This window comes from Actinosynnema pretiosum (assembly GCF_024171695.1).
Classification (GTDB): Bacteria; Actinomycetota; Actinomycetes; order Mycobacteriales; family Pseudonocardiaceae; genus Actinosynnema; species Actinosynnema pretiosum.
The window spans coordinates 141,363-156,554 of record NZ_JAMTCF010000008.1; the positions used below are offsets into that span (position 1 = coordinate 141,363).

Below are 15,192 nucleotides of genomic sequence, written 5' to 3' on the forward strand. Positions count from 1 at the left end.
CCCACCCCCCGGAACACCACGCGAGTCCCCTCCGCGATCGAGGACCCGCGCCGCTGAAGCACGCCCCGAGAACCACCAGACCACCCCGCACCGCACGGGCGCAGACCGCGCCCGCCGCGCCACCGAGAGGGATCTCCACCATGCGGATGCCCGACAGGTTCGACGTCACGGTGATGCTGGACTACTACGCGCCCTACATCTCCGGCCTCACCGAGGCCGCCCGGCTCACCGCCGAGGGCCTCGCCGGACGCGGCTGGAAGGTCGCCGTCGTCTGCGCCAGGCACGACCGCTCGCTGCCGTCCCACGAGGTCATCAACGGCGTGCACGTCTTCCGCGCCCCGGTCATGGCCCACATCAGCCGGGGTTTCATCGCCCCGCACCTGCCGCTGCTCGCCTCGCGCCTGGCGGCCCGCTCCGACCTGCTCCACGTGCACCTGCCCAACCCCGAGGCCGCGTTCGTCGCCGCGCTGCGCCGCAAGACCCCGATGGTGGTGACCTACCACATCGACACCTTCCTGCCGGACAGCCCGATCAACCGGTTCGGGATGCGCGCGGTCGACACCTCCTGCGCGGTCGCCATCCGCCAGGCCGACCTGGTCATCACCAACACCGAGGACCAGGCCCGCGACTCGCGCATCTGGCCGGTGATCAAGCGCCGCCCGCTGCGCCCGATCCCGTCCCCGTGCGTGGACCGCAGCGGCGGCGACCCGAACCTGCGCGACGGCGACGGTCTGCACATCGGCTTCATGGGCCGCATCACCGTCGACAAGGGCATCGAGTACCTGATCCGCGCGTTCCGGGGCATCGACGACCCGGACGCCCGGCTGCTGATCGCGGGCGACTACACGACCGTCGCGGGCGGCAGCAACATCGAGCAGCTGCGCGCCGAGGCCGGGACCGACTCCCGCATCCGCTTCACCGGGCTGCTGCGCGGCGACCGGGTGCGCGACTTCTACGCCTCCATCGACGTGTTCGCGCTGCCCTCGATCTCCGAGTCCTTCGGCATCGTGCAGGTGGAGGCGATGATGGCGGGCAAGCCGTCGGTCACCACGAACCTTCCCGGCGCCAACCACCCGGTGCAGGCCACCGGCTTCGGCCGCCTGGTCGAGCCGCGCGACCCGGACGGGCTGCGCGAGGCGCTGCTGGAGATGGCCGCGCTGCCACCGGAGGACCGGCAGGTCGGCCAGGAGGCGGCGATCAAGCTGTTCGGCGGGGAGACCTTCCTCGACGCGCACGAGGAGGCCTACCGGGCCGTCCTGAACGGGGCGCGGTCATGACCACGACTCCCGTTCCCGCGCTCACGCCCTACCGCGTCGGCGGCCCGGACCTGCCCCTGCCCGAGGCGGCGGTGCACGTCGTCACCAAGGTCGACCCGCCGGTCAAGCGCCGGTCGCGGATGCCCGCGTGGCTCGCGCTGCTGCGGCCCCGCCAGTGGGTCAAGAACGCCTTCGTGCTGATCGCGCCGCTCGCGGTCGACCCGGCCTCGGTCACCCGGCAGCCCTGGCTGCTGCCCGCCGCGCTGCTCGCGTTCGTGGCCGCGTCCAGCTCGGTCTACGTGCTCAACGACTGGCTGGACCGCGAGCGCGACCGGCTGCACCCCACCAAGCGCAACCGCCCGATCGCCAGCGGCCGGGTCGGACCGGCCCTGGCGCTGCTGCTGGGCGCGCTCTGCCTGGCGGTGATCGGCGCCGCGGTCGTGGTGCTGCCGCCGCTCGCCGGGGCGTCCGTGGCCGCCTACCTGGTGCTGAACCTGCTGTACTGCCTGGTGCTCAAGCACCACGCGCTGGTCGACATCAGCGTGGTGGCCTTCGGGTTCGTGCTGCGCGCGGCGGCCGGGTGCCTGGCCGTCGGCGCGCCGTTCAGCCCGACGCTCATCGCCTGCGTCTACTGCGTGTGCCTGCTGCTGTCGCTGGGCAAGCGCAGGCACGAGCTGGCCGCCGTGGCCAGCGCGGGCGACGCCGCCGTCACCCGCCCCGCGCTGGCGGGCTACTCGGTGCCGCTGCTGGACCAGCTGATGGCGGTGCTGGTCGGCTCCACGCTGATCACCTACTTCCTGCACCTGCTGGAAGCGGGCCGTCCCGAGGGCGCGCTGCTCGCCGTCCTCACCCTGCCCTTCGCCGTGTTCGCGCTGGCCCGCTACCTGCAACTGGTCACGGTGGGCCGCAGCGGCGGCGAACCGGGCCGGGACGTGCTGCGCGACGTGCCCCTGCTGATCAACGCCGCGCTGTGGCTGGTGCTCCTGGCCGCTGGCCGGTTGTTCTGAGGTGAACCCGATGCCGTCCACACCCAGCACCCCGACCGTCTCCGTCATCATCCCCAACTACAACTACGCCAAGACGCTGCGCCAGTGCCTCCAGGCCGTCCTCGACCAGACCTACCCGAAGATCGAGATCGTGGTCGTGGACGACGGCAGCACCGACGACTCCACGCGCATCGCCGCCGAGTTCCCCTGCACGCTCGTGCGCACCGGCAACGAGGGGCCCTCGGCGGCGCGCAACACCGGCGTGGCGCGCAGCACCGGTGAGGTCCTGTTCTTCCTCGACTCCGACATCGCCCTCGCGCCGCAGGCCGTGGAGCGGGCGGTGCGGATGCTCGCCTCGGACCGCAGGATCGGCTTCGTCGGCGGCATCTACGACAAGGAGCCGCTGGTCGACGACGGGCCGGTGGAGCGCTACAAGGTGCTGCACGGCCACTTCTGGCGGGTGCGCAGCTCCGGCGAGGCGCGGCTGTGCAACTTCTCGCTCGGCGCGATGCGCCGGGAGACCTACGAGCTGGCCGGACCGCTCGACACCGGGCTGCGGGCCACCGAGGACGTCGAGTACGGCGCCCGGCTGTCCGAGATCTCCACGGTGTGGATCGACGCCACGATCCTGGGCCGCCACGACGACGACGACCGGCTCGGCGTGCTGCTGGGCAAGCAGTACCGCCGGTCGGTGCCGCTGGTCGCGCTGTTCGCCGACCGGGGGAGGGCCAGGCCCAAGCTCACCGACACCGCCTACCGGCCGGGCGCGGTCGCGGGCACCGGGCTGGTGCTCGCCGGGCTGGCGGGCGCCGCGCTGTGGCCCGCAGCCGGTGCGGTCACCGCGCTCGCGGGCGCGGCGCTGTTCGCGGTGGAGGAGCGGCGGCTGCTCAAGTTCCTCGGCGCCACGGCGGGCGCGCGGCAGTTCCCGCTGATGGCCGGGCTGCACCTGCTGATGAACGCCACCACCGGCGCCGCCGCGCTGGTCGGCGCGGCCCGCTGGGCGACCTCCCCGTCGTTCCGCAGGCTCTACGCGAACGGGGAGCGCACGTGAGCGCCACCGCAACGCCCGCCCCACCGCTGTGGCGGGCCCGCGCCCTCGCCTTCCTGCGCCGCACCTGGGTGCGCCGCGCCACCACCGCGCTGGTCGTGCTGCTGTGCGCCGGGTTCCTCGGCCGCTCGCTCGCCGCCGACCGCGAGGCCGCGGGCGCCGCGCTCGGCAGGCTCGGCCCGTGGCTGCTGCCCGCGCTCCTGGCCGCACTGGTCGGGCTGTGGCTCACCGCGCTGTCCTGGCGCGAGCCGCTGCAGGCGCTGTCCCGGCCGCTGGGCAGGCTGTTCGCGGTCAAGCTGTTCGCGGCGGGCAGCCTGGGCAAGTACGTGCCGGGCGTGATGTGGTCGATCGTCCTGCAGACCAGGCTCGCCGCCTCCTCGGGCATCACGGTCTTCCACTTCACCGCCACCTTCGGCCTGTACGCCGCCGTGTCGCTGGCCACCGGCGCGGCGCTCGGCCTGCCCACGCTGCTGCGCTACGCCCACGGCGGCTGGACGGCGCTCGGCGCGGCGGCGCTGGCGGCGGTGGCGCTGCTGGTGCTGCCGTGGGTGCTGGCCGTGGCGGTGCGCCTGGTGCGCCGGGTGCCCGCGCTGGCCAAGCGGCTGGTCGAGGTGCCCCAGGACGTGCTGAGCCGCGCGGTGTGGCTGTGCTCGGTGTCCTGGGTGGTCACCGGCCTGCACCTGTGGCTGCTGGTGGTCGCGCTGGGCGCCGACCCGGTGGCGGCGCTGCTGCCGTGCGTCGGCGGGTTCGCGCTGGCCACCTCGGTGGCGAGCCTGGTCGTGGTGGTCCCGGACGGCATCGGCGTGCGGGAGGCGCTGCTGGCCGTCTCGCTCGCCACGCTGCTGCCACCGGCCGAGGCGGTCGCGGCGGCGGCGGCCAGCAGGCTCGTGCTCGCCGCCGCCGACGTGGTCGCCTTCGCCTGCGGTAGCGTCACCGCCCGCCGCCGCACCCCCGGCCCCGACGGGGCCCGTCTTCACGATCCACGAGAGGAAGTCCCATGCTCACCACCGCCTACGGCGACGAGGTCTTAACCCGACTGCGCGGCACCAGGGTGGCGCTCGGCACCATGTACTTCGGCACCACCGTGGACGAGGCCACCTCCAGGGCCATCCTGGACCGGTACGCCGAGCGCGGGGGCAAGGTCGTCGACACCGCCAACTGCTACGCGTTCTGGGCGCCGGGCGGCACCGGCGAGGAGTCCGAGCTGCTGATCGGCCGCTGGCTCGCCGACACCGGCGCGCGCGACGAGGTGCTGCTCACCAGCAAGGTCGGCTGCCTGCCCGACCCGCTCGACGGCCCGTTCCCGGAGTCCGCCGAGGGCCTTGACCCCAGCGTGGTCCACAAGCAGTTCGCGCTCAGCGCCGAGCGGCTGGGCACCGACCGCATCGACGTCTACCTGACCCACGGCGACGACCCGAAGACCCCGCTGGAGCAGTCGGCGGGCGCGCTGTCCGAGCTGGTCCGCGACGGCCGCGTCGGCGTGATCGGCGCGAGCAACTCGGACCCGGAGACGTTGCGCGGCAACGCCGAGCTGGCCGCGTCCTCGGCCGACATCGCCCCGGCGCGGGTGATCCAGGTGCGGCACTCCTACCTGTGGCCGGACCCGTCGTTCGACATCCGCCCGCAGCGCCCGCTCAGCGCGGAGATGGTCGCGCACGCCCGCGAGCACGGCATCGTGCTCCAGGGCTACTCGCCGCTGCTGCAGGGCGCGCTGACCAAGCCGGACAAGGAGCTGTCGCCGGAGTACCGCGACGAGACCAACGAGCGGCGGCTGGCGCACCTGCGCGAGCAGGCCGCGCGGCTGGGCGTCACCGCGAACCAGCTGTCCCTGGCCTGGATGGCGGGCGCCGGGCTGCCGGTGATGCCGGTGCTGGGCGTGAGCAGCGTGGCGCAGCTGGACGAGGCGCTCGACGGGATCGAGCTGGAGCTGCCCGCCGAGGTGCGCGCGGCGCTGGACGAGCAGGCCCCGCTGGGCGCGCTCTGACCCGAGGGCGCGCACGGCGCTCGGCCCGCGGGCCGAGCGCCGTGCCCTGCGGGGGAACCGCCGGTGGCGCTCGGTCGACCGTCCACTGAGGATGGTGTTCGAGCCCGCGTTTCCGGCCCGCCGGGGCGCCCGCGCGTTTGACGGCGGTCCCGGTCCGGGTAACTCCTCGGTGATGGCCGGTTGTCACCAGCGCGAACCGAAAGGTGGAGGACTGCCCGTGAAGAAGCGTGCTCTTGCTACCGCGTCCGCTGTCTGCCTCGCCGCCGCACTGATCGCTCCGGGGACCGCGCTCGCGAGCGTGGTCACCGTCGGCGGCCCGTACGCCACCCCCGACGAGTGCCACCAGGCGCTGCTCAACCTCCCGCCCGACCCCAACCGGGACGGCGCGGAGTGCGAGTCCAGGGCGGACGGGCACTACCTCGTGGTGTCCATCAGGGACTGACCAGGGGAGTGGTCTCGGGGAAGTCGTCGCAGGGGGCCGTGCCGGGCGCGGCCCCCTGACGCGTCTTACGTCCGCGCGCGACTCGCGGTCAGCAGGCGCATCGCGGGCTGCTCCACGAAGCGGTGCAGCAGCCAGGCCGCCGCCAGCGACGCCAGCAGCAGCAGGCCGGTCATCAGAAGCGCGCCCGCCGCCGTCAGCTCGCCCAGCGGCAGCAGGGACTCCGCGACCCGCAGCACCAGTTGGTGCAGCAGGTAGAACGCGAACGAGATCTCGCCCAGCAGCACCAGCGGCCCCGCGCGCAGCGGGGATCGGCTCGCCCGCAGGTCGGCCACGGCCGCCGCCGGGATCAGCAGCGCCAGCGGGACGACGGTGCCCGCGACGTAGCCGAAGCTGTCCGGCAGCTCGCTCGACAGCGCGTAGGCGGCCACCGACAGGGCGCCCGCCAGCCACAGCGGCAGCGGCGGCCACAGGCCCGCCTTCACCACCCGCGCCAGCACCATGCCCAGCGCGAACTCCAGGCCCCTGGTCACCGGGAAGACGTAGACGAACCAGTACTCCAGCTCGCCCGGCATCGGCGCGGCCAGCACCGGCACCAGCAGCACCGCGACCACCAGCGCGCCCGCCAGCGGCCACAACCGGCTCGGGCGCACCCCGGTGACCCAGCGCAGCAGCAGCGGGAACGCCGCGTAGAACGCCACCTCGCAGGACAGCGACCAGGCCGGGGTGTTCACGCCGAAGTACACGCCCTGCACCGGCACCCAGGCCTGGAGCAGCGGCAACCCCACCAGCGACGGCAGCGCGGGCGCGCCACCACCGGTCACCACCAGGGCGGCGAGCGCGAGCAGCCACACGACCACGTGGTTGGGCAGCACCTTCGCCGCCCTGCGCCGCCACGACGTGCGGGCCGCCGTGCCGGGGCGGGCGGACCAGGTGAGCACGAAACCGGACAGCAGGAAGAAGAAGCCGACGCCGGTGGCGCCCTGCCCGAACACGGCGTGCACGGGGGCGTCCAGTGGCGTGCCGTCGAACAGGCCCATGGCGTCGACGTGGAACCCGAAGACGACGAAGGCGGTGACGAAGCGGAGGCCGGTGAGGGAGGGGAGCTTGCCGTGCGAGGCAGGCGAGGTGAGGGGAGGAGGGAGTTTTTCTGCGACACTGCGGGGCTTGTGTAACAGTGACAAGGAAATACCCTTCCGAGGAAGCGGATGCCGTGCGGCACTCGGCAATCGCCCTGGTGGGAGGGGGTGTTAGCGGTAGGGCTGAACGGGTGTCTAAGAACGGTTTCGGTGCCCGTTCGGGGGTCGGCCGGGTGGCCCTTTCTAGGGGGTCGGTGTGAATGGGCGTGGCGTTCGGGTTTCGTAATCGCCTGGGGTCGCGGACGGTGATCTTCCGCTTTCGGGGCAACCCGGCGGGGCGCGGCGTCGTGAACACGGGTGATGGACACCGATGACGCACCCGTGAGCCCCGTGGAACCGAGCAGCGCGCCCGCGCCCGCGCGCGACCGCCCGCCCCGCCCGCCCGGTCGGTGGAAGCGGCGGGTCGGGTGGGGCGCCGGAGCGCTCGTCGCCGTGGTGGCGCTCGCGCTCGGCGGGCTGGCCGTGGCCGTGCGGGTGGTGGAGATCCCCGCGCCCAACGACTTCGCCCTCCGCGAGGCCTCGGTGTTCCTGCGCGCCGACGGCTCGCGCATCACCCAGGTCGGGGTGAACCGGCAGCCCGTGGAGTTCGCGGAGATCCCCGAAATGGTGCGGCTGGCCGTGCTCGCCGCCGAGGACCGGTCCTTCTACGACGACCCCGGCGTGTCGGTCAGCGGGGTGCTGCGGGCGGTGAAGAACAACCTCGGCGGCGGTGAGCTGCAGGGCGGGTCGTCGATCACGCAGCAGTACGTGAAGAACCACTACCTCACCCAGGAGCGCACCCTCGGCCGCAAGGGCAGGGAGCTGCTGATCTCGTTGAAGATCGGGCAGGACGTGCCCAAGGACGACGTGCTGCGCGACTACCTGAACACCGCGTTCTTCGCCAGGGGCGCGTACGGCGTCGAGGCGGCGGCTCGCGCGTACTTCGGCACGCCGGTGAGCGCGCTGGGCGACGACGCGGCGAAGGCCGCCTACCTGGCCGCGCTGCTCCAGTCCCCGTACCGCTACGCCTCCGCGCCCGACGACCCGGAGGCGGCGGAGGACCTGCGCGCGCGGTGGGACTACGTGCTCGACGGGATGGTCGCCGAGGGCTGGCTGGAGCAGCCCAGGCGCGCGGCGCTGGTGTTCCCGGACGTGGTGCGGCACCGGGTGGACGAGCTGGCGGGCGAGACCGGGTACCTGGTCGACGCCGCGACCCAGTACCTCGACGGGCAGCACCGGCAAGACCTGGGCGCGCCCGACGCGGCGATGCTCGCGCGCGGCGGGTACGAGGTGGTCACCACCTACCGGCCGGAGGCGATGGCCAGGCTCCGCGAGGGCGTCGCGCGGGCGCTGGAGGGCCTCGACCCGGTGGGCAGCGCGGCCGACCGGGACGTCCGGGTCGGCGCGGCGACGGTGGCCGAGAGCGGTGCGGTGCTGGGCTTCTACGGCGGGGCGGACTACCTGGAGCGCGGGTACAACGACGCGCTCCAGGCCAGCGGCCCGGTCGGCGACCTCGCCGGGGTGCTGCGCAGGGTCGCGCTCGGCGACGGGGCCACCAAGGACGGGTACGCGGAGCGGCTGGAGCGGATGCTGGTCACCGAGGTCGGCGGCGAGCGCGGGACCCTCGCGACCACCCCGATGCGCCTGGCCGCCGCGTTCGTCGCCCTGCACGGCGAGTACCGGCAGCCCCACCACGTGTCCGAGGTGCGCAAGGACGGGAAGGTGGTGTGGCGGGCCCCGAACGCGGCGCCGGAGCGGAAGTCGCCCCACCCGGCCGTCGAACCGGGCGAGGTGGCGCCCGCCGTCCCGGCGGGGAGCCTGGACGAGAGCGGCCAGTGGGCCTGGTCGCTGGCGGGCGGTGACGGCGAGGCGAGCGCGGCGGTCCTGTTCGCGACCGAACCCGACGGCGCCCGCAACCGCGCCCTGCGCGGCATGACCCCGCTGGGGGAGCACCGCGCCGACGACCCGGCGGCGGCGGTGCGGGTGGGCGCGGTGCTGGGGCCGGTCAGGGCCCTGGGGTGGTGACGCGCGGGACGCCCGTGAGCGGTCCCCGCACGGGGCCCGGTCCCGCCGTTCCGCGTCCCCGGCCGGAGCGCCCGGCGGGATCAGTCGTCCGCCTCGTCGCCCAGCTCGTCGTCCGCCTCGCGGGTGATCTCGAACAGATCCTCGAACCCCAGCTCGGGGAACGCCACCAGCGCCCCCGCGATGAACTCCGCGTCCGGCGGTCGCACGCCCGCGCGCACCACGGCCAGCGCCGACGGCGACAGGGACATCGCCGCCGCCGCGGAGACGCCGTCGAGCCCCGCCTCGGCGATCGCCGAGTCCAGGGCTCCGGTGCGCAGGATGACGGTGTGGGGCATCGGGTCCTCGTTCGGCCGTCCGGAGGGTCGCCGCAGCGTACGCGCGGCGCGGCGACCCCACCCGGAACCGGTGGCCGACCTCACAGGGCCCCGCTCAGCGGCGCGGCTCCCAGCGGAACATGCGGGTCGCCAGCAGCACCGCCACCACGACCCACGCCAGGGTCGGCCCGAGCAGCAGCAGCGAGTCGCCCAGCTCCGCGCCGCCGTCCCACGCGTCGCCGACCAGCTCCGCCGCCGCCCCGCCGGGCAGCAGCCGCTTGACCAGCGCGAGCTCCTCGGTCCCGCTGATCCCCACCCAGCTCGCCACCCCGATCACCCCGATGGTGATCGGCAGCGTCGTCACCTGCGCGTGCTCCGGCGAGTTCGTCACCCCGGCCGTCGCCAGCCCCAGCCCCAGCAGCATCACCAGCGTCGCCAGCACCGCCACCACCAGCAGCGCCGGGTTCTCCGGCGTGCTGGTCACCGCCGCCAGCACCACCAGGATCGCCCCGACCTGCACCACCGAGATCAGCGTCAGCGGCAGCACCAGACCGGCCAGGATGCCCACGTCGCTCAGCGGCGTCGAGCGCAGCCGCTTCAGGAAGAGGTTCTGCCTGCGCGAGGCCAGCGTCGTCACCACCGTCGTGTACAGGCCGATCGACGCCACGGTGAACAGCACGATCGTCGCGATGTACCCGAGCCCGCCGAGCCCGGCGAACACCTCGTGCTGGTTGATGAAGAACGCGCTGACCGCCGCGGGCATGATCAGGCTGGTGACCAGCACCAGCCGGTTGCGGAACAACTGGCGCAGCTCGCTGAGCGCGATCGAGAACATGGGATTCCCTTCCCCGGTGGTGGAAAAAAGCGGCGGTGGTGAGAGCGGTCAGTTGTCGTCGAGCGAGCGGAACACGTCGTCCAAGCGGGTCGGCCCGGCCTCCAGGTCCGGCAGCGCCACCCCGTTCGCGCGCGCCCACCCCAGCAGCGCGTACAGGTCGTTCTCCAGCTCGAACGTCTCCACCCGCAGCGCCCCGCCGTCCAGCCGCTTGGCGGGCAGCGGCAGCTCCGGCGCGTTCGGCGGCAGCGTGAACCGGATCGCCGACGGCAGCGCCCGCGTCAGCTCGGCCACCGTCCCCTCCCGCTGGAGCGACCCCCGGTGCATCAGCCCGATCCGGTCGGCGCGCTGCTGCGCCTCCTCCAGGTAGTGCGTGGTCAGCACGATCGTGGAACCGTTCTCCCGCAACCGGTCCACCGCCACCCACAGGTCGTCGCGGGACTGGATGTCCAGCCCGGTCGTCGGCTCGTCCAGGAAGATCAGGTCGGGCGTGCCGTACACGGCGGTCGCGAAGTCCAGCCGCCGCTTCTCGCCGCCGGACAGCTGCGAGACCTTCGTGCCCGCCTTGCGGGTCAGGTCCACCACGTCGAGCACCCGGTCCACGTCGTCCTCGCGCCCGCTCAACCCGCCGATCAGCGCGACCGACTCGCGCGCCGTCAGCTCCGGCGCGAACCCGCTCTCCTGGAGCATGATCCCCATCCGGGGCCGCACCGCCCGCCGGTCGCGCGGGTCCTTTCCGAACACCCGCACGGTGCCGGAGGTGGCGCCCCGGTGCCCCTCGACGATCTCCAGCGTCGAGGTCTTGCCCGCGCCGTTGGTGCCCAGCAGCGCGTACAGCTCACCGCGCCGGACCTGGAACGACAGGTCCTTCACGGCCTGGAAGTCGCCGTAGGCCAGGTTCAGCTTCTCGACGTCGATGACAGCGGTGGAGGTCATGGCCCCAATTCCAGCCGCTGCGGTGATCACCCGGCAGTGCGCCCGCGTCACCGATCACCCGTGACATCTCTCAGGGTCCACCCGTGACACCACGTCACTGGTGACCCGGTCCGTCCACGGCGCACACTGGTGGGCGGCCCGCCCCCGACCACGGAGAACCCCATGAGGACCGGATCGCCGCGCGACCGCGAGCGGACGGTGGTCACGCGAGGCCCCATCCGCAGGCTCAACCTCCTCAGCGGGATCCCGCCGCTGGTCCTGGTGGCGGTGGCGAGCGTCTTCTTCGACGCCACCAACCTCGTCCAGGCCGCCGTCATGCTCATCGGGGCGTCGGTCGGCGTGGTCGGCTACCTGCTGTGGACCTCCGGCGACCTGCACCGGTTCCTGCTGCCGCTGATGGGCGCGGGCGCCGCGGTGTGGGTGCTCGCCGCGCTGGTCACCGGCGGTTCCACCGGGTACCTCGGCCTCGCGGTGGTCGGCACGTTCGCGATCCCCACGCTGCCCCGCCACCGCTACCTCGCGATCACCGGGCTGATCGCGTTCACCGCCGCCGTCGGCGGGGCGAAGATCCTGCTCGACGGCCCCGACGTCCTCCGCGAGTACGTCGTCATCCCCGTCGCGGTCACCGCGCTGATGGCCGCGGCCATGTTCCCCAGCCAGCGGTTCTACGACATCGTCAACGAGCTGGACGAGGCGCGCGAGCGCGAGGCCGAGCTGGCGGTGGTGCGCGAGCGGGTCCGGTTCGCGAGCGACCTGCACGACATCCAGGGGCACACGCTGCACGTGGTGAAGCTCAAGGTCGCGCTGGCGCAGAAGCTGCTGCGGGTGGACGTCGACCGCGCCGAGGAGGAGCTGCGGGAGGTGCACGCGCTGGTCGCCGACACCATCGCGCAGACCAAGGACCTCGTCTACGCGCAGCGCAGGCTCAACCTGTCCGCCGAGCTGGAGAACGCCAAGAACCTGTTCGAGGCGGCGGGGATCCGGGTGCGGCTGCGCCGCGAGTCCGATGTGGACGAAGGCGCGAGCGAGCTGCTCGGCCAGGTGCTGCGCGAGACCACCACGAACATCCTGCGGCACGCCGAGGCCACCCGCGTGGCCATCACCCTGTCCGCGTCCGCGATCACGATCGTCAACGACGGCGCCCAGGACGCCCCGCCCGCGCTGCGCGGACTCGCCGCCCTCGCCGAACGCCTCGCCGGGCGCGGTGGGACGCTGACCGTCGAGCAGCGGGACGGTTCCTTCACCACCGCCGCCGCACTGCCCGCGACCGGCCAGGAGGGGGAGCGATGACCACCGTGGTGCTCGCCGACGACGAGGCGCTGCTGCGCAAGGCCATGGCGGCGCTGCTGCCGCTGGAGGGCGAGATCACCGTGCTCGCCGAGGCCCACGACGGCGAGTCCGCCGCCGAGGCCACCCTGCGGCACCGGCCCGACGTGCTCGTCATCGACCTGGAGATGCCCGGCGTCGACGGCCTCGGCGCGGTCGCCCGCATCCGCCGCGACCTGCCCGGCCAGGTGATCCTGATGCTGACCAGGCACGCCCGCCCCGGCGTGCTGCGCAAGGCGCTGAAGCTGGGCGTGCAGGGCTTCGTCAGCAAGGCCGCCGAACCCGCGCACATCGCGACCGTGATCAAGACCCTGCACGGCGGCAAGCGCTGGGTCGACCCGGACGTGTCCGCGCTCGCCGTCGTGGACGACTGCCCGCTCACCGACCGCGAGGTCGACGTGCTGCGGGTGACCGGCGAGGGCTACTCGGTGGCCGACATCGCCGCCCGGCTGCACCTGGCCGAGGGGACCGTGCGCAACTACCTGTCGAACGCGATGCAGAAGACCCAGACGCGCACCAGGCACGAAGCGGCCCGGTACGCGCGCGAGCACGACTGGCTGTGACGCGGGGGAGCGCCCACGCCGGGCGCTCCCGACCACGCCGGGCGAGCCCGCCGGTCGCGGACCCGCCCACACCCGGCGGGTCCGCCCCGAGCTCAGCTCAACCGCCTGATCTCCCCGCGCACCCGGTAGAACGACCCGTTCGCCGAGGTCACCACGTCGTGCACCAGGTACCGCGCCCCCGGCACCCGGATGTTCTTCGGGAACTGCACGCCCCACCCCCGCTCGTACCCGTCCGACACGACGTGCACCCGCAGCCGCCCGTTCTCCTGCACGCACTCCACGACCACGCCCTCCCCGGCGGGCACGTGCGCGACCGACACGACCTCCACCTCGGCGGTGGCCTCGACGCGGGCGATCGCCCCCGCCTTGATGTCCACCCGCTCCGGCACCTGCCCCTGCTCGGCCGCGCGCACCGCCTCCGGGCTCGCGTCCAGGCAGGCCAGCGACCCGTCCGTGGTCACCAGGTACAGCCGCTCGTCCCGGTACTGCATGGAGAACGCCGACCCGCAGCCCGTGGCCAGCTTCCACAACCGGGTGCCGTCGGCGGCGAAGCAGTACACCGAGGACTGGTTGTCCCCGGCGAACACGAACTCCCCGTCCGGCGAGGTCGCGCAGGAGAACACGGCCGCGTCGCACCGGTAGGACGCGGTCTCGCGCCCGGTCGCCTTGCTGAACCGGTGCACCAGCGCCCGCGAGGTGCCCGCGTACACCGCGTCCCGCTCCTGCCAGCCGAACAGCACCGCCCCGGACGTGTCCGAGTGCCACGCCTCGTCGCCGCGCCCGGTGTAGTGCGTGACGCCCCGCGAGTGCCCGTGGAAGACGCCCTCGTCCGAGCAGCGCACCATCCACGCCCCGTCGCCGCTGGCGCGCCGCGACCACTGGAACTCGTCCTCGTGGTCGACCACCGTCACCCGGCCCTGCCGGTCGGAGACGCCGAGCACGCCGTCGTGGATGTCGAGCCAGTAGATGTCGACGTCCTCGGAGATCTCGTACGCCACGCGCGGCACCTTGCCGCCCAGGTCGTAGACCTTGCCGTCGTCGCAGCCCGCGTAGATCCAGAAGTCGTCGGCGACGATGCACTTGACCGCGTCCGGCAGGCCGAACCGCCCGGTGACCTGCCCGTCGTGGGTGAGCGTGTAGACGTCGCCCTTCTCGTTGCCGACCCAGGCGTGGTCCTCGCCGATGAAGATCCCGAACGCGGGCGCGCCGGACGCGAACCGCCACAGCACCGGGGCCTGCCGCGCGCTGGACCGGGTGCTGACGATCTCCCGCCTGCTCACCGCCCGCCGCTGCCGCACGCCCCGCACGGCCTCGGCGTAGCCCTTGCGGACCTTCTCGCCGATCTTCTTCTGCGCGGCCTTGACCGCCTTGTCGTGGTCCGCGAAGGAGGACTGCCGGACCTGCCCGGACTCCCCGATGCGCCCGAAGGTGATGGTGACCTCGGCGCCGTCGACCCGCACCTCGTAGAACTTGTGCGCACCACCGCCGGCCTCGGACAGCTCCAGGTAGGTCGTCGTGGCAGACATGCGATCGCTCCCTCGTCGTGTGATCTGGGGGGAACGGTAGTTGGCAGCACCGACAAAAACCGGCGGAACGCCCGATGACCAGCGATTCCGCACCCGTGACGCGCACGCGGAGTGCCCCGCCGACCCCGCTCCGCTACGGCCGGACCACCCCGCGCGCCAGGTGCACCCGCCCCCGCAGCGGCCGAACCCCCGGCGTCTCCAGGCTCACCCGGTGGATCTCGTCCAGCACGGCCTCCCGCATGGCGCGCTCGTGCGCCTCGGGCGAGACCCACTCGGCGTAGTTCAGCACCCTGGTGCCGTCCTCGCTCAGGTGGAAGTGCGCGCTCACCGCGCCGGACAGCGGCCCGGCGGCGACAGCGGCGTCGACGACCGCCCCCACGACGTGCCGCTGCCGCTCGGGCCCGTCGACGTCGAACCCGGCCGTGATCACGCAACCGGGCGCCCCGGCCCCCGAGGTGCTGCGCGCCACCCGGTACCGGACCCCGCCGACGTCCCGGACCGAGTCGTCCGCCCACTGCGCGTAGGTGAGCACCACCTCCCCGTCCGCGCTGGCGAACACGGTCGCGCTCACCAGCCCGTCCGGCGGATCGGCCCACGCGGCCAGCGCGTCGGCGACGGCCTCGTCCTGCGGTCCGGCGGCGTACTCGGTGCTGATCGTCACGAGCGCCACGTCGGGCCGGGTGACGTCGGGGAGCTGAACCTGGTCCACGCGCCCGACTATCGGGGCGCGGCCTCGGGGTGATCAAGCGCTTTTCCGCCCCCGCCCCCGGAAGGCAGGCCCGCTGACCGCTGCCTCCGCCTTTCGGCGGATGCTCGAGGGGGACGCGGACCGCCGACCG

The 15,192-nt window shown here is 73.7% G+C and carries 15 protein-coding genes; 9 read left to right on the top strand and 6 right to left on the bottom strand.

Going from position 1 to position 15,192, the window contains the following annotated elements; translation table 11 throughout:
- Nucleotides 1–140 precede the first annotated feature (140 nt).
- From LV78_RS18035 to LV78_RS18060, 6 genes are all read left to right on the top strand, one after another.
- Nucleotides 141–1,277, top strand: a complete 1,137-nt coding sequence (locus LV78_RS18035) for a glycosyltransferase family 4 protein (RefSeq protein ID WP_253846424.1) — start codon at nt 141–143, stop codon at nt 1,275–1,277.
- Nucleotides 1,274–2,263 (top strand): UbiA prenyltransferase family protein, encoded by a 990-nt coding sequence (locus LV78_RS18040; protein WP_253846425.1) that lies wholly within the window; start codon nt 1,274–1,276, stop codon nt 2,261–2,263. The genes LV78_RS18035 and LV78_RS18040 overlap by 4 nt, the downstream gene beginning before the upstream one ends.
- Nucleotides 2,264–2,273: 10 nt before the next feature.
- On the top strand, nt 2,274–3,293 hold the full coding sequence (locus tag LV78_RS18045; RefSeq protein WP_253846426.1) for a glycosyltransferase family 2 protein: 1,020 nt from the start codon (nt 2,274–2,276) through the stop codon (nt 3,291–3,293).
- The gene (locus tag LV78_RS18050; RefSeq protein WP_253846427.1) at nt 3,290–4,321 is read left to right on the top strand and encodes a lysylphosphatidylglycerol synthase domain-containing protein; all 1,032 of its coding nucleotides are present in this window, start codon (nt 3,290–3,292) and stop codon (nt 4,319–4,321) included. The genes LV78_RS18045 and LV78_RS18050 overlap by 4 nt, the downstream gene beginning before the upstream one ends.
- Entirely contained in the window at nt 4,288–5,274 is a 987-nt protein-coding gene (locus tag LV78_RS18055) for an aldo/keto reductase (RefSeq protein ID WP_253846428.1), read from the top strand. The genes LV78_RS18050 and LV78_RS18055 overlap by 34 nt, the downstream gene beginning before the upstream one ends.
- A 217-nt stretch (nt 5,275–5,491) precedes the next feature.
- Nucleotides 5,492–5,716, top strand: a complete 225-nt coding sequence (locus LV78_RS18060) for a hypothetical protein (RefSeq protein ID WP_253846429.1) — start codon at nt 5,492–5,494, stop codon at nt 5,714–5,716.
- Between the two features lie 65 nt (nt 5,717–5,781).
- Here the strand turns inward: LV78_RS18060 and LV78_RS18065 are convergent, their stop codons facing one another.
- A complete protein-coding gene (locus tag LV78_RS18065) occupies nt 5,782–6,897 on the bottom strand; it encodes an acyltransferase family protein (RefSeq protein WP_253846430.1) in 1,116 nt (371 codons plus the stop codon).
- 276 nt (nt 6,898–7,173) lie between these two features.
- Between LV78_RS18065 and LV78_RS18070 the strand changes: the two genes are divergently transcribed.
- Nucleotides 7,174–8,856: a transglycosylase domain-containing protein gene (locus LV78_RS18070; protein ID WP_253846431.1), complete on the top strand. Its 1,683-nt coding sequence runs from the start codon at nt 7,174–7,176 to the stop codon at nt 8,854–8,856.
- Between the two features lie 80 nt (nt 8,857–8,936).
- Here the strand turns inward: LV78_RS18070 and LV78_RS18075 are convergent, their stop codons facing one another.
- From LV78_RS18075 to LV78_RS18085, 3 genes are all read right to left on the bottom strand, one after another.
- A complete protein-coding gene (locus tag LV78_RS18075) occupies nt 8,937–9,191 on the bottom strand; it encodes a transcriptional regulator (protein WP_253846432.1) in 255 nt (84 codons plus the stop codon).
- A gap of 94 nt (nt 9,192–9,285) precedes the next feature.
- On the bottom strand, nt 9,286–10,005 hold the full coding sequence (locus tag LV78_RS18080; protein WP_253846433.1) for an ABC transporter permease: 720 nt from the start codon (nt 10,003–10,005) through the stop codon (nt 9,286–9,288).
- Nucleotides 10,006–10,053: 48 nt separating this feature from the next.
- Nucleotides 10,054–10,938 (bottom strand): ABC transporter ATP-binding protein, encoded by an 885-nt coding sequence (locus LV78_RS18085; RefSeq protein WP_253846434.1) that lies wholly within the window; start codon nt 10,936–10,938, stop codon nt 10,054–10,056.
- Nucleotides 10,939–11,100: 162 nt separating this feature from the next.
- On the opposite strand from LV78_RS18085, the gene LV78_RS18090 reads away from it, so the two are divergent.
- Complete coding sequence (locus LV78_RS18090) at nt 11,101–12,228, top strand: sensor histidine kinase (RefSeq protein ID WP_253846435.1); 1,128 nt, start codon at nt 11,101–11,103, stop codon at nt 12,226–12,228.
- Nucleotides 12,225–12,827: a response regulator transcription factor gene (locus LV78_RS18095; RefSeq protein WP_253846436.1), complete on the top strand. Its 603-nt coding sequence runs from the start codon at nt 12,225–12,227 to the stop codon at nt 12,825–12,827. Before LV78_RS18090 ends, LV78_RS18095 begins: the two co-directional genes overlap by 4 nt.
- Before the next feature lie 92 nt (nt 12,828–12,919).
- On the opposite strand, the gene LV78_RS18100 is transcribed toward LV78_RS18095, so the two are convergent.
- Both LV78_RS18100 and LV78_RS18105 read right to left on the bottom strand, forming a co-directional pair.
- The gene (locus tag LV78_RS18100) at nt 12,920–14,353 is read right to left on the bottom strand and encodes a WGR domain-containing protein (RefSeq protein ID WP_253846437.1); all 1,434 of its coding nucleotides are present in this window, start codon (nt 14,351–14,353) and stop codon (nt 12,920–12,922) included.
- A gap of 133 nt (nt 14,354–14,486) precedes the next feature.
- Entirely contained in the window at nt 14,487–15,062 is a 576-nt protein-coding gene (locus LV78_RS18105; protein ID WP_253846438.1) for an antibiotic biosynthesis monooxygenase, read from the bottom strand.
- Nucleotides 15,063–15,192 lie beyond the last annotated feature (130 nt).

Excerpts from the sequence above, each read along its gene's own strand:
- LV78_RS18035 (WP_253846424.1), top strand. The coding sequence starts at position 141 with ATGCGGATGCCCGACAGGTTCGACGTCACGGTGATGCTGGACTACTAC.
- LV78_RS18040 (WP_253846425.1), top strand. The coding sequence starts at position 1,274 with ATGACCACGACTCCCGTTCCCGCGCTCACGCCCTACCGCGTCGGCGGC.
- LV78_RS18045 (WP_253846426.1), top strand. The coding sequence starts at position 2,274 with ATGCCGTCCACACCCAGCACCCCGACCGTCTCCGTCATCATCCCCAAC.
- LV78_RS18055 (WP_253846428.1), top strand. The coding sequence starts at position 4,288 with ATGCTCACCACCGCCTACGGCGACGAGGTCTTAACCCGACTGCGCGGC.
- LV78_RS18075 (WP_253846432.1), bottom strand. The coding sequence starts at position 9,191 with ATGCCCCACACCGTCATCCTGCGCACCGGAGCCCTGGACTCGGCGATC.
- LV78_RS18080 (WP_253846433.1), bottom strand. The coding sequence starts at position 10,005 with ATGTTCTCGATCGCGCTCAGCGAGCTGCGCCAGTTGTTCCGCAACCGG.
- LV78_RS18085 (WP_253846434.1), bottom strand. The coding sequence starts at position 10,938 with ATGACCTCCACCGCTGTCATCGACGTCGAGAAGCTGAACCTGGCCTAC.
- LV78_RS18090 (WP_253846435.1), top strand. The coding sequence starts at position 11,101 with ATGAGGACCGGATCGCCGCGCGACCGCGAGCGGACGGTGGTCACGCGA.
- LV78_RS18095 (WP_253846436.1), top strand. The coding sequence starts at position 12,225 with ATGACCACCGTGGTGCTCGCCGACGACGAGGCGCTGCTGCGCAAGGCC.
- LV78_RS18100 (WP_253846437.1), bottom strand. The coding sequence starts at position 14,353 with ATGTCTGCCACGACGACCTACCTGGAGCTGTCCGAGGCCGGCGGTGGT.